Annotated in this window: 6 protein-coding genes and 1 pseudogene; 2 read left to right on the top strand and 5 right to left on the bottom strand. The window is 60.6% G+C overall.

Annotated features, from left to right (window positions below):
• Positions 1-47: 47 nt before the first annotated feature.
• The 3 genes from KZH41_RS24840 to KZH41_RS24830 all read right to left on the bottom strand — a co-directional run bounded on the left by KZH41_RS24840 (position 48) and on the right by KZH41_RS24830 (position 9,143).
• Complete coding sequence (locus KZH41_RS24840) at positions 48-5,003, bottom strand: hemagglutinin repeat-containing protein (protein WP_094952488.1); 4,956 nt, start codon at positions 5,001-5,003, stop codon at positions 48-50.
• Positions 5,004-5,108: 105 nt separating this feature from the next.
• The gene (locus tag KZH41_RS24835; protein WP_094952487.1) at positions 5,109-6,824 is read right to left on the bottom strand and encodes a ShlB/FhaC/HecB family hemolysin secretion/activation protein; all 1,716 of its coding nucleotides are present in this window, start codon (positions 6,822-6,824) and stop codon (positions 5,109-5,111) included.
• Between the two features lie 321 nt (positions 6,825-7,145).
• Positions 7,146-9,143, bottom strand: a complete 1,998-nt coding sequence (locus KZH41_RS24830; protein ID WP_263273901.1) for a PAS domain-containing sensor histidine kinase — start codon at positions 9,141-9,143, stop codon at positions 7,146-7,148.
• 204 nt (positions 9,144-9,347) lie between these two features.
• On the opposite strand from KZH41_RS24830, the pseudogene KZH41_RS24825 reads away from it, so the two are divergent.
• Both KZH41_RS24825 and nadA read left to right on the top strand, forming a co-directional pair.
• Positions 9,348-9,506: pseudogene (locus tag KZH41_RS24825) on the top strand (transporter); the annotation flags it as partial.
• Between the two features lie 237 nt (positions 9,507-9,743).
• Positions 9,744-10,802, top strand: a complete 1,059-nt coding sequence (nadA, locus tag KZH41_RS24820) for a quinolinate synthase NadA (protein WP_263273900.1) — start codon at positions 9,744-9,746, stop codon at positions 10,800-10,802.
• A gap of 1,313 nt (positions 10,803-12,115) precedes the next feature.
• On the opposite strand, the gene KZH41_RS24815 is transcribed toward nadA, so the two are convergent.
• A complete protein-coding gene (locus tag KZH41_RS24815; RefSeq protein ID WP_094950800.1) occupies positions 12,116-12,604 on the bottom strand; it encodes an RDD family protein in 489 nt (162 codons plus the stop codon).
• 94 nt (positions 12,605-12,698) lie between these two features.
• The gene (locus tag KZH41_RS24810; protein ID WP_094950801.1) at positions 12,699-12,920 is read right to left on the bottom strand and encodes a cold-shock protein; all 222 of its coding nucleotides are present in this window, start codon (positions 12,918-12,920) and stop codon (positions 12,699-12,701) included.
• Positions 12,921-13,279: the final 359 nt, after the last annotated feature.

Genomic DNA, 13,279 nt, shown 5'->3' with positions numbered 1-13,279 from the left:
TGCAGCGGTGAACGTAGGCGTGCCCACGTCCACCGCCGCGATGCTACTTAGTTGATGCTCTGGTCGATCCCAGCCTGCAACTCTTGGCTATCACTGTGCCCGCCGACCCGCAGCGGCCCAAGGTTGAAGGCTTGATCCTTACGCGTGGCGTCGTCCTGTTTCTGGGTCAGTTCGTCCTTGGCGCCCAGCACCAGGTTGACCGGTGACTTCGACAGGTTCAGCCCCACATCGGCTCGGTAGTCGCTGCCGGCCAACGTCGTTGCCGTCACCTTGGAACCACCCAGGTCGACCTTGCCCTGGTCCGCGCTGATCCGCGCGCCCGTCAGGCGGGTTTCGCCACTCACCTGCAGGTTGACGCCCTGCGTACCGCGGATGCCCGATGCTTGAGTGACGCTGTCTTTCACCACATGGCTGACGTCCAGGTTCAACGTCGGGGTGTAGGACGTGTTGCCGCTCTTGTCGCCGAGCAGCACGCTTTCGGCGGTATTGGCCACCGAGCTGCCGGTGGTGTTCTTGCCGCTGACGGCGTAGCTGTCAGTGGTTTTTGGCCAGACCTTTTCCTTGAGGTCCGACAGGCGAGTGCCCACGGCATCCTTCTTGTCCGCCAGGTAAGCCTTGGCTTTGTCCACGCTCGTACCGAAGGCGCTACGCGGCTCGGGGTTCACGTCGTAGCTACCGTTGCGGGTGAGTTTTTCGCCCAGGCGTTCCTTGGCGTTACCAACGCTGTTGACCACGCTGTCCTTGGCCGAGGCCAGGTGCTCGGTGCCCTTGTCGACGGCGTTCTCCAACTTGTCGCGATGCTTGTCGAACGCGCCCTCGGCCTTGGCTTGCACCTTGTCCTTGAGCGGGCCGCTGGCCTTAGCCAGTTTGTTGACCACGCCGGGCTGGTTTTTCTCGACATCAAGCTTGGCGTCGACGTTGACTTGGGTGCTGCTGACTTGATCCTTGCGGCTCTCAACGACGAGGTCGCCGCCGACATTGCCACTGACCTGCTCGGCTTCAATCCGCGCGCCGGCCAGATGGGTGTCACCGGCACTGTTGATCACCACCGTATTCGCCTTGATCAGGCTGTCGTGCTGGGTGGTGCCTTGCAGGTGATCCACGTCGACCTTGGCCCGCGCATTGATGCCGTGCTGGGTCTTGGGGGTGTCGTGTTCACCGGCGTCGGCCAGGGTCGTTTTTCCGCCGCTGCCGCCTGCGCCCAGGGTCACGCCCCAGCTGTTATGCGCCTGGGTCGATTGCGCCGATTCTTGCAGGATGCCGCCGTTTTGCGCATCCAGATTGACGCTGTCAGCCACCACCTGAGTGCCTTGCAGGTGGATGGCATCCGCCGCGTTGGCGCCGCTGGTGAGGCTCACCTTGCCGTGGCTGTGCAACTGCCCGACGCTAACGCCTTGGTCGTTTTCGGCGACTTTGCCGATGTTGAAGTTGGCGCTCAGGCTGCCGGTGGTGCCGCTGCTTTCGGCGCTGTTGGTCTTGCCGGCACCGACCGTCAGGCCGCCGCCCAGGTTGCTGCCGCTGCTCACGTGAGTATCGGTGGCTGCTTGCAGGTTCAGCTTGCCGCCAGCGTTGAGGCTGATGTCACCGGTCTTCGCGGTGCTGCTGCCGACCTGAGTGCCTTGCAGGGTCATGTCGCCACCGCTGCTGAGCTGGATCGGGCCGTTGCCCTGCAGCGTCGCGACACGCGCCAGGCTGTCCTGGGTGTTCAGGCGCTTGTCGTCCAGTTGCACACCGGCACCGAGGTTGACGTTCGTACCGTTGCTGCCCGGCGCCGTGCCCACGGTCAATGAACCGCTGCCACGCAGGCTGTTATTGGTGTTGCTCTGGGTATCGTTGGCCTGGTTCAGCGCCAATTCGCCACCGGCTTTGAGGTTGACGCCCGCCTGGCCGCCGTTGAACTGGCTGCCTTCATAACGCGCGTCGCCTTGGGTCTCGATGTTTACACCCTGGGCGCCGGCGTAGCTGCCGACCACCGCTGTGCTGCTGGCCTCGCGCACATCGCTGCTGCCGCCTGCGCCATTGCCGCGCACGTTCAAGTCTTCACCGGTGGTGGTGTAGACGCGCACGCCCACTTTGGCGTCAACGCCTTGCTCGCTGCTGGTGTGGGTGTTGGCGGCGGCGGTGGCGAGGTGCTCGCCAGCATTGATCTTCAGCCCGCCCTCACTGGCGCGGTATTGAGTGCCCTCATCTTTTACGGTGTTGGCGACATTGACCTGCACCGTGCCACCACTGAACTGGCTGACCACGGCGGTACTGTCCTGCTGTGTGCGGGTCTTGTTGGTATGGCCGATTTCCACATCGAGCCCGACATTCGGTTGCTCGAAGGCATCCAGCAGGCCTGGCTGATGGAATTTGGCCTGCGCCACGCCTTCGACGGCTTTTTCGATAGGCCGGGTGAGGCCTTTGTATTCGACATTAGCGCCGACGTCGGCGGTCCAGCCGTTCTCCTTGTGGGTACCGGTCTCGGTGTTATGCGCCGCCTGGTTATCGACCTGGGCCGCGTTGACCTGCAACTCAGAACCGGCCTTCACCTGCGCGCCTTGGCTGGTGAGGGTGTTGCCGGCGTTGATCGTCAACGTGCCGGCCGACGCCACGCTGCTGGTTTGCGCCGTGGTTTTGTGGCTGGTGTCATTGCTGCTCTGATGGCTGAACTGAGCACCATTGCCGGCTCGGTCCAGGCCGCCGGTGTAATACACGCCGCCAGCGGTGGTGGTGGTGTCGGTTTGGTTGCGGGTGCTGTTATCGGTCGCCAACAGCTCGACGTTTTTGCCGCTCACGGTCGCATCGCCCTGGGTCGCCTTCAGCTCGGAACCCTTGATGCTCACGTCGCCACCGGCCGTAACGGCCAGGCTGCCGCCGCTGAGGCTGGAGGCTTGCTGCTGGGTGGTGTCGGTCTTGCTGGTGTGCTGCTGGTCTGCATAGTTCACACCCGCGCGGTACTGACGGGTGCCGTCGGCGGTTTCCTTGGCGTAGCCATCGAAACCCCGCGTGTGAGTGCTGGTGGTGGTGTCAGAGGTGTTTTCAGCCGATACGACCTTGATGTCACCCTTGGCATCCGCTTGCAGTTTGCCTGCCGCAGAGACCTTGGAGCCGCTGACGCTGATGTCCTTGGCGCTTTGCAGTTTGAGGTTGCTGTCCGAGCGCAGGTTGCTGGCGACGACGGTGCTGTCCTTGAGGTTCTTGCGGCTTTCATCCTTGGAGATACCAAAGAACTTGCTGTCGTTGCTGTAGCTATTGTCGTGGGAGGTGTCTTGTACGCCGTCGATCACCAGTGAGCCTTTGTCGCTGATGACGCTGGCCTGTTGGCCACCACGCGCCTGGCTACCGCTGATGCGCACGTCGTCCGCCTTGACGATCAGCTTGCCGTCGGCGTTGACCTTGCTGCCGGTGTTCAGGGTCTTGCCCTTATCGCCATCGCCGTTCTTGCCGAAGAAGCTGCCGCCGGTCAGGTCGCCGGAGTAAGCGTTGTCGCGGCTGCTCTGGGTACGGCTGGCGCTGGTGATATCGACTTGCCGGGCGGCCAATTGAATATCGCCCGCAGATTTCAGCTCGGCGCCCTGCAGCTGCAGTTTTTGCTGGCTGGTCAGCTCCAGGGTCTTGCCGGCCTTGAGGCTGCTGGTGACGCTGCGCTGTTCGCTGCTGGACTTGTCCCAGTTGGCTTTCCACAGGTGCTTGCGATGGTTGCCTTGGTCGCGGGTTTCATGGGTTTCGGTGGCGGCACTCAATTGCAGGTCGGCGCCGCTGTTGACGCGCAAGTCTTCGCCCGCTTCGACCTTACTGCCCTCGATCTCGGTCTTGGCACCCGACGACAGTGCGGCATTGTGTTGCGCGACGACGTTGTTGCCGTGCTGGCGCGAGTCCTTGTCGGTGGTGGTGCGGTCATAGGTTTCGTAGGTGAACAGGAAGTTGCTGTTGTTCCACTGTTCACGCTTTTCCTGGAGCTTGCGGCTTTCCAGGCTGCTGAGGGTGAGGTTGCGGCCGGCGTCGAGCTTGACGTTGCGCCCGCCGACGTCGGTGGCGGCGAGGCTCAAGTCCTTGGCGCTGTGCAAGTCGACATCGCCCTGGCGGCTTTGCACACCGGCGCGGGTGGCGTCGAGGCTGTTGGCGTGGACCTGGCCGCTGATATCGAGGTCGCCAGCGGAGCTTACATTCACTCCGTCGCGACCCTCGACTTGCACCGCGCCCACGCGCACACCGGCCCCTTCGGCGGTGCTGATGATGTTGATACGGCCGGCCTGCATCGCCCCAAACAGACGGGCGTCGATACGCTGGTCTTGGGTTTTGCTCGCCGGGTCGACCTGGCGCACCTGGCCGCTGGCGTAGTCGACCTGATTGCGGCCGACCGTGAGGTTCAATTGGTCACGCGCACTGAGGCGCCCATCGCTGTCGATGCGCGGCGCAATCAGGTTGATCGAGCCCGCGCCGTTTTGCAGGCCCTGGCCTAGCACCGTCAGTTGGCCGCTGGCATCGCGCGTGTTCAAACCTTGTAGCTTGCCGTCGTTGAGCTCAGGGCGGCCCACCACCAAGTTGGCATTCGGGGTGTTGATGAAACTGCCGCCGTTGACGGAAATCCCGTTGGGGTTGGCCAGTACATAATCGGCGGCCCGGCCAAAAATCTCCTGGGCGCCATTGATGGCCGAGGCGTTGCGGCTCACCACCTCGTTGAGGATCACGCTCGCCGCCTGGCCCTGGAACTGCGGGTTGGCCGCCAACTGCCCGGCGAGTTGCGATTGGCCGGCCTGCAAGGCGTTGTTCAACACCACGCCTTGGCGGTCGACGTTGTAGTCCAGGAACTGGTTATGGGACAGGCCGCCGGCATTTGGCGCGACGATATTGACGATGGGCACGCCGCCCTGGTTTTGCAGCTGCGGGGTCCCGCCAGGCCCTTCGACGACGGTCAAGCCACCGGCCAGCACTAGCTGCGGCAGCAGGAACAGGCTGGCGATGGCCCAGCGCAGTTTGCCCTGGGGTGAAAGGTGAAACGTATGGATGTTAGTCGGCATAAATAAATTCGCTCTGTGTTGGCTGATCCGCGACGTGCGTTGTTCGTTGCAACGCTGCTGGGGTGGTCAGGTACGGCGGTTAATTCAGGCTAAACAGGTGTTTGTTCATATCTGCAAGCTAAGGCGCGTCAGCCAGACCTCCGGTTCCTGGCCAAACCCCGTGGGCGTGTTGAGGTTGCGTTGGTAATCGAGGTCCAGTTGCACGTTTTTCCAGCTCAGGTTGAGCCCGACACTGGCGCCGCTCAGGCGCTGGCTTTGGGCGCCGTGTTCGCGCTTGAGCCAGCCGTTGTCCAGGCCCAGGCGCGGGGTGATTTTTACCGGCAGGTTGCTGCTCCACGGCAGGCGCAAGGTGTTGCGCCATACCGCACCGATGGCCCCGGACGCGCTGTTTTCGCGGTAGCCACGTACCGCCGAATCGTCGGTGCCCAGCAGTTGTTCGATGGCAGGCAACGCATCCGGGCTGTATTGCGCCGACAGCTGGCTCTGCCACTGCCACGGCTGGCCCAGCCATTGGCCGTTGCGCCATTGGGTGAGGTTGGCGCGGTACTTATGGAATTGCGCCTGGGGCAAGTTTTTTTGCGTTTGGTCAGCATCACGGTCGGCGCCGAACCACGTCAGGCCTTGGGCGTAATTGACGTCGAGGTTCCACACTGCGCTGTTGAGCCAGAACAGATTCAGGCCAGCCTCGGCCACTGTCAGCGTCGGGCTCTGGATGCCTAAGCGAACCTTTTGCAGGTAGCTGTCGACGTCCTTGTAGGCCAGTTGCAGGTTGGCGCTGAGTTGATGGCCCTGGTCGCGCCACAGCACGCGGTCGGTGCGCAAACTGACCTGGTCGGTACGGCCGCTGTTATAAAACGTGGCGCGGCTGAGCTTGAACGGCGAGCGGTATTCGTTATGGCTGGCGAACAGGCTGTAGGTCCAGTACCCGTAAGGGATGGAATAAAACAGGCTGTTGCTGCGGCTGTAGCGCGGCCCGTGGTTGAGCGTGTCGCTGAAGCTCAGGTTGAGCGAATCATTGAGCTCCAGCGGGCTGTCCAGGCTCAGGTTGATGGCATTGCGATCACGCCCGGTGCCGGCGCTGCCGAGGTTATCCACCCCAAGCCCCAACGCCCAGCGCGAGGCGGTGCTGCGCGAACGCAGGATGATGCGCGAGGCGCCAGCTTCACTGCCAGGGGCGATGTCGGCGGTAAGGTCCACCGAGCGCAGGCGGTTGAGCTGGTCCAGGCCTTGTTCCAAATCGCGCAGGTTCAGCGGCTTGCCGAGCATCCCGGGGAACGCGCCGCCTAACGACACCGGCAGGCTCTGGTCGGCCAGTTCGATGGCTTCGAGGTAGCCCTCTTCGACGTGAATATCCAGCGACTGCCCGGCCGCCGGCGGGCTGATCAGGTACGGGCGGCTGGCGATATAGCCGGCTTGCACATACAGCTGGGTGATCTCGGCCAGCAGGCGGTTGATCTGGGTGACGCCCATGCACGGCGCCACATAGGGTTCGATACGTTTGTTCAGCTCAGCCTGGCTGAACAGCGTGACCCCGGCCAGGCGCGTGCCGCTCAGCGGCCAGCAGCGTTCATCTTTGGCGATGTCTGTTGGCAAGGCCGGCGTGGCCGGTTGCGTACCGAAACTGCCGCGTTGCAGCTGCCGTTGACGCTGCTCCAGTTGTAATTGCTGCAAGTCGCGCTGCTGTTGCTGCTGCAAGCGCAGCGCTTCATGGCCCGCTTGCGGCCCATCGGCGGCGGCGGCCGGCAGCGCGCACAGGCAGAGCAGGGCGACGCCCAGTCTCTGGATACAACACCGGCGTTGTGTTGAGGGCTGATTCGGCACTCGACATCCTTAACGTAAACATACACACGATTCATAACCCTGAGCCAAACCGTGGGCCCAGTGGTCTTTTGCCACTAGAGCCATCATTAAACGGATTGTTACGTCGGCTGTAGGATTTATTGCATAAAACGTGAGGAATGCCGCGTTATTCAATAAAAGAATGCGCAAACATGGTGCGTGGTGCCGGTGTGGGCACCTAGTGTGTGTTGAATTTTCGGGTTTTGGTTGCAATGCAGAGGCGCGGGGCAGTTTCTGATTGTTGCAGAGGAACCGTTCAATCGGCGTGTTTATAAACGGGGCCTGCGCAGCCCCGGTTCTGGCTTAGGCTTGTGCAATCAGGTTCAGACGGCTCTTGACGACTTTTTGCAGCAGCATGGCCAACCCCTCGGTGGAGTAGGGCTTTTGCAGCAACACAAAGCGCTGGGCTTCTTCCTGGGCAATGCGTGCGTATTCATCGTTGTAGCCGGTGGTGAGTACCACCGGCAGCCAGGGGTAGAGGGCTTCGATGGCGTCGAGTAATTCCAGCCCGCTCATGCCCGGCATGGAGATGTCGGAGAACACTACCTGGAAGCTTTCCGGGTTGGGCGCCAGGGCTTCCAGCGCACTGTTGGCGTCTGCCACCCACAGCACTTTAAAGCCCATCTGCTCCAGGGTCTGCGAGGTGTAGAGGCCGACATCGGCGTTGTCCTCGACCATCAGCACGCACAAGTTCGAGGCGATGAGGGCGTCGTGATTGTCCTGGATGACTGGCGTCACACCGGCCTCGACCTTGGGCAGGTACAACATGAACTGGCTGCCTTTGCCGCATTCGCTCTGCACCAGAATTTCCCCGCCCGACTGCTTGGCAAAGCCATACACCTGCGACAGGCCCAGCCCGGTGCCTTGGCCGATGCCCTTGGTGGTGTAGAAGGGTTCGAAGATCGCGTCGAGCTTTTCCGCTGCAATGCCTGAACCGGTGTCGCTCAACTCAATGGTCACGTAGTCGGCGATGCGCACCGGGTGGGCACGCACTGAAGGCAGCCACGTAGCTGTTGCTACCTTGATCGCCAACTGGCCACTGCCGTCCATGGCATCCCGGGCATTGACCACCATATTCACCAAGGCGGTATCGAACTGGCTTTCATCGGCGTTGATAAAGCAGGCTTCTTGCGGTACCTCGATAGTGACCTTGATGCGAGAGCCGGTCAGGCTGTCCATCATCTCGCCCACCCGCAGTACGCTGTCGCTGACGTTGAAGACTTCCGGGCGCAAGGCTTGGCGGCGGGCGAAGGTCAGCAATTGGGCGGTCAGGCGCGCGGCGCGGTCCACGGTGCTGGCGATGGCGTCCACGTACTTGATGCGCCGCACTTCGCTCAGGGAAGGGGTTTTGAGCAAGTCAGCGCAGGACTTGATCACGGTCAGCAGGTTATTGAAGTCGTGTGCGACGCCGCCGGTCAGTTGGCCAATCGCTTCCAGTTTCTGCGATTGACGCAGGGCGTCTTCCGTCAGGCGCAGGGCTTCCTTGGCTTCTTCCTCGGCCTGGATATCCCGGCCCACCGCGTGGATGTAGTCGCTGTCGGGCACGGCGGTCCAGGCAATCATGCGGTAGCTGCCATCCTGGTGGCGGTAGCGGTTCTTGAAGTTGGGGAAATTCTTGCCATCCCCCAGGCGGCTGACCGCTGACGATGAGACGGCCAGGTCGTCCGGGTGCACCAAGGCCAGCAGCTGGCTGCCCACCAAGTCGTGTTCGGTGTGGCCGAGCATGCGCGTCCAGGCCGGGTTGACGGCGGAGATGACGCCGTCGAGTTGGGCGACCAGCATCAGGTCCGGCGACAGCCGCCAGATACGGTCACGGTCGCGGGTGCGCTCCACCACCCGTTGTTCCAGGGATTCGTTGAGGCTGCGCAACGACTCCTCGGCTTCACGCAGGGCGGTGATATCACGGGAGACGCAAAGGATCTGCTCCGGCTGGCCGGCACTGTCAAGGATCGGGCTGACCTGCACATGCCACCATTTCGGGTTACCGGCCAAGGTCTGGGCGGGGCCGATGAAGCTCGCGCTTTCACCGCGTTTGGCGGCCTGCACGGCCGCCTTGGCATCCAGGTTGCCCTGGTCTTGCCAGAAGTCGGGCCATGGGCAGCCACGGATGCTGTTGAAGTCGCTGACTTCCATGATTTTCATGCCGCCTTCACTCATAAAGGTGAGGCGGGCATCGAGGTCGAGGACCTTGATGCAGTCGTTGATGCTGGCCAACACGCGCTCGGTGAATGCCTCGTTCCTGCCCAGGCCGCTGGTGGCCAGTTCGCTTGGCTCAGGGCCCATCCCGACAGTGGTATTCATTTGAGTGTGGCCGAGTGGGTTAAATGGTCTTCATCATGTCATTACGATACCTATCCCACCAGCGACTTCCTCACGCACGGCGCTGCCCAATAATTCGAGCCCTAGTAATGAATAAAAACGCTAAAAGGCGCCTTGGCGCTCTCCATTTCGCTCGCCTCCACACCGCTGCTCGCCGGCATTGCCGTGCCGATGGGCTATCTGGTCACGCCGATCGATAACCTGACCTTCGACGTGGCGTATTCCTACTTGAAGGAAGAGCCGATCAAGGTGCGCCAGACTCAGCCAGCACGGGGCCTGACCTACCACGCCAAGTATGAAAACAGCGCCAACGGTTTTGGTGGTTCGGTGACTTACCGTTTCTGAGCTTCGTTGTACCGCGAAGAGCCCGGCTTGTGGCAGGGCTCTTCGCCGTTTATTCCCCCCGACAGACGTGCCCGAGAATGCCAGATTAGGCTTTTGAATCCATTCGATATTCTGTAGCCTTGCGCAGCTTCACCCGTGCTTGATGAACACAACCACTTCGTCCGGCGGCGCCCAAAGGGCTCCAGAGCCGGTGGTACACTCGACTTTCGCGCAACTGCGCCTGCAGGTCTTGCGAACATGACGCAAATTTCCGAACGCCTTCTGGTTCAAGCCCACCTCGACGCCAAGCAGCCCAAGGCTCTGAGCGCCGAAGAGGAGACGCGCCTGCGTGCCGCCATCGCCGCCGAGCTCAAGGCTCAAGACGCGGTGCTGGTTGCCCACTTCTACTGCGACCCGGTGATTCAGGCCTTGGCCGAAGAAACCGGCGGCTGTGTTTCCGACTCCCTGGAAATGGCCCGCTTCGGCGCTGCCCACCCGGCCAAGACCGTGTTGGTTGCCGGCGTGCGATTCATGGGCGAGACCGCCAAAATCCTCACGCCCGAAAAACGCATCCTCATGCCCACCCTGGAAGCCACCTGCTCCCTGGATCTTGGCTGCCCGGTGGATGAGTTCTCGGCGTTCTGCGATCAGCATCCGGAGCGCACGGTGGTGGTGTATGCCAACACCTCGGCGGCAGTTAAAGCCCGGGCGGATTGGGTCGTCACCTCCAGCTGCGCACTGGAAATCGTCGAAAGCCTGATGGACAACGGCGAGACGATTATCTGGGGCCCGGACAAACACCTGGGCACTTACATTCAGCGCCAGACCGGTGCGGATATGTTGCTGTGGGACGGCGCGTGCATCGTCCACGAGGAATTTAAGTCCAAGCAGTTGGAAGACATGAAGGCGCTGTACCCGGATGCCGCGATTCTGGTGCACCCAGAGTCGCCGACGGCGGTGATTGAATTGGCGGACGCGGTGGGTTCCACCAGCCAACTGATCGCGGCGACCCAGCGTTTGCCGAACAAGACCTTTATCGTGGCGACTGATCGCGGCATCTTCTACAAGATGCAGCAGCTGTGCCCAGACAAAGTCTTCGTTGAGGCGCCGACTGCCGGTAACGGCGCGGCATGCCGCAGTTGCGCGCACTGCCCGTGGATGGCGATGAATACGCTGGAGCGCACGCTGCAATGCCTGCGTGAGGGCAGCAACGAGATCTTCGTTGAGCCGTCGGTGATTCCACAGGCGGTGCGGCCGCTCAAGCGCATGCTGGATTTTACCCACGCTGCGCGCCTGAAACTGGCTGGCAATGCCTGACCCAAGCTGTAAAAACGGTCAAACTGTGGGAGCTGGCTTGCCCGCGATGAGCATGGGTATCTACGCAACTTTTTGTGTTGCGCTAAGTTTTTGACGGGGTTTTAGGTAGATGTGAGTACATATCCGTTGCTGCGGTAACGGCTGCTTAGGTTCCGCTCTTACAGCGGCTCACTTTTGGAAAGACCCAAAAGTAAGCAAAAGGTCTTCGCCCCACTCGGTGCCTCGCCTAGGCTCGGCATGCCCTCACTCCGGCTTGAATCCGTGGGCCGCCGCCATGGGCCATCCTTGGCCCATCGCGGCTAACCCGGCGTCCTGCCGGGTTACCCACGGATTCAAGCCTGCGTTCGGCCATCGTGGTTAACGGGGCGCCTCAGATCAAGATCAAGATCAAGATCAAGATCAAAAGCAAGAGCACGGCGGCCTAGTAGCCGACCTGAGTGGTAGAAGCAAAAGCAGGGCAGAAGCAGAGCACCACCCTATCTAGCTGATGTAATGAGATCCCAATGTGGGAGCGGGCTTGCTCGCGAAGGCGGTGGGTCAGTCAGCTCATGTGTAACTGCCACACCGCCTTCGCGAGCAAGCCCGCTCCCACAATTTTGACCGAGTTCGGCTGCCAGCCCCGCAGTGCTCTGCTTTTCTGTGGGAGCTGGCTTGCCTGCGATGGTATCAACTCGGTGTACTTGATAGACCGAGGTGTCTGCATCGCAGGCAAGCCAGCTCCCACATTAGATTGAGTTCAGTTTCAAATGTCAGGTCGGCTGTCAGGCCGCCTCGGCCGTGCTTTTGATTTGCTTCAACCACTCAGGTCGGCTACTAGGCCGCCGTGCTCTTGCTTTTGATCTTGATCTTAGGCGCCCCGTTAAACCACGCTGGCCGAACGCAGGCTTTGGAGCGTGGGTAAACCGGCAGGACGCCGGTTTAGCCGCGATGGGCCAGGATGGCCCATGGCGGCGGCCCGGTCCAAAGCCGGAGTGAGGGCACATGAAATGGCATGGCGGGGCCCACGGTCCAAAGCCGGAGTGAAGCCAGGGGCACACCGAGGCGAGGTGCCGAGTGGTGGGCAAGAGCCCTTTGGTTACTTTGGGGCTTTTTTCCAAAGTGACCCGCCGTAAGGGCGGAACCCATATCAATTCCGCAGCCGTTACCCAAATAACGGATATGCACCCAGCGCCCCACGACAACCAAAGAACTCAACCCATAAAAAAATGTGTAGATACCTATGCTGCGATAGCATCACCCAGGTCTGCCTGATAGACCGAGGTACCTGCATCGCAAGCCAGCCAGCTCCGACATTTGATTTGGGTTGCCTTGAATTACTTCTTCTGCTTCGGAACCCGCACCAACTGCGTATCCGAATAAATGTCATGCCAACTGCGTTTCTGCTTATCAAACAACGACCAGATAAACCCCAACCCCACGCACAGCCACGACGCAATCGACACCACAAAGCGTAACAGCGCCTGCCACAGACTGATCCGCGAGCCGTCGGCGTTCTGTACACGCACGCCCCACACCTGCATGCCCAGCGTCTGCCCGGAATGGGTCCAGAACTTCGCGAAAAAACCAAACAACACAAAAAACAAAATCGTCGACAGCAACGGGTCACCGTCCAGCGCGCCGGATTCGGTGAGCGTGCGCATCTTGGCTTCGCCGATAAACGCCATCCACACCAGCTTGTAGACAAACGCGGTGACGATCAGCAAGGCGGTGCACAACAGAAAGTCATAAAACATCGCTGCCAGACGACGGCCCAGGCCAACGGCGGGGAATTCGCCTTGGGGGCTCAGCAGGGGTTTGGACATGGCAGTCTCTCTAGAGAAAAAAGCCATTTTACGAGCAAACGCACATAAAAAAGCCCCTGATGTCACCATCAGGGGCTTTTTGTCGCAGTAAGGATCAACCGTCTGCTTGTACTTCGTCAGCCTGCATACCTTTTTGGCCTTGCACGGCGATGAAGCTCACTTTTTGGCCTTCTTTCAGGCTCTTGAAGCCGTTGCCCTGAATAGCGCGGAAATGGACGAACAGATCCGGACCGCTTTCTGGAGTGATAAAACCAAACCCTTTCTCGTCGTTAAACCACTTGACGGTACCGCTCTGACGTCCACTTTTATCCGACATTTTCTTATTTCCTTGACGCAAAAATTAATGACAGCCCCTTTCGCATGAAAGAGTACTGGGCTGGGTTGCAGGAAAGTAAGAGACGTCGAACGGGTTGTAGCGCAACTACTTCAGCTACTGCCCAGGTCCAGGTTCCAAGCGACCCATGCAAACACAGTGAAGAAACTCTACGCCAACTAATGGAGAAAAAACAAGCCCCGTCAAAAGCCCAGGTTTTGCTTGGCTTCATGGCTGTTTGATCAACAATGTGGATCCCACTTATTCGATAGAGTTGATCACTTGTTATAGGTTAAGTATTAGTGCATTGACTATCGTCAATGCACTGTTTTATGGCGGTTGCGTTACAGTTTAGTGCGCGT

This window comes from Pseudomonas sp. YeP6b, assembly GCF_025642995.1.
Taxonomy (GTDB): domain Bacteria; phylum Pseudomonadota; class Gammaproteobacteria; order Pseudomonadales; family Pseudomonadaceae; genus Aquipseudomonas.
This window is presented reverse-complemented; position numbering and strand designations above follow the sequence as displayed.

Excerpts from the sequence above, each read along its gene's own strand:
- KZH41_RS24840 (WP_094952488.1), bottom strand. The coding sequence starts at position 5,003 with ATGCCGACTAACATCCATACGTTTCACCTTTCACCCCAGGGCAAACTG.
- KZH41_RS24830 (WP_263273901.1), bottom strand. The coding sequence starts at position 9,143 with ATGAATACCACTGTCGGGATGGGCCCTGAGCCAAGCGAACTGGCCACC.
- nadA (WP_263273900.1), top strand. The coding sequence starts at position 9,744 with ATGACGCAAATTTCCGAACGCCTTCTGGTTCAAGCCCACCTCGACGCC.
- KZH41_RS24815 (WP_094950800.1), bottom strand. The coding sequence starts at position 12,604 with ATGTCCAAACCCCTGCTGAGCCCCCAAGGCGAATTCCCCGCCGTTGGC.
- KZH41_RS24810 (WP_094950801.1), bottom strand. The coding sequence starts at position 12,920 with ATGTCGGATAAAAGTGGACGTCAGAGCGGTACCGTCAAGTGGTTTAAC.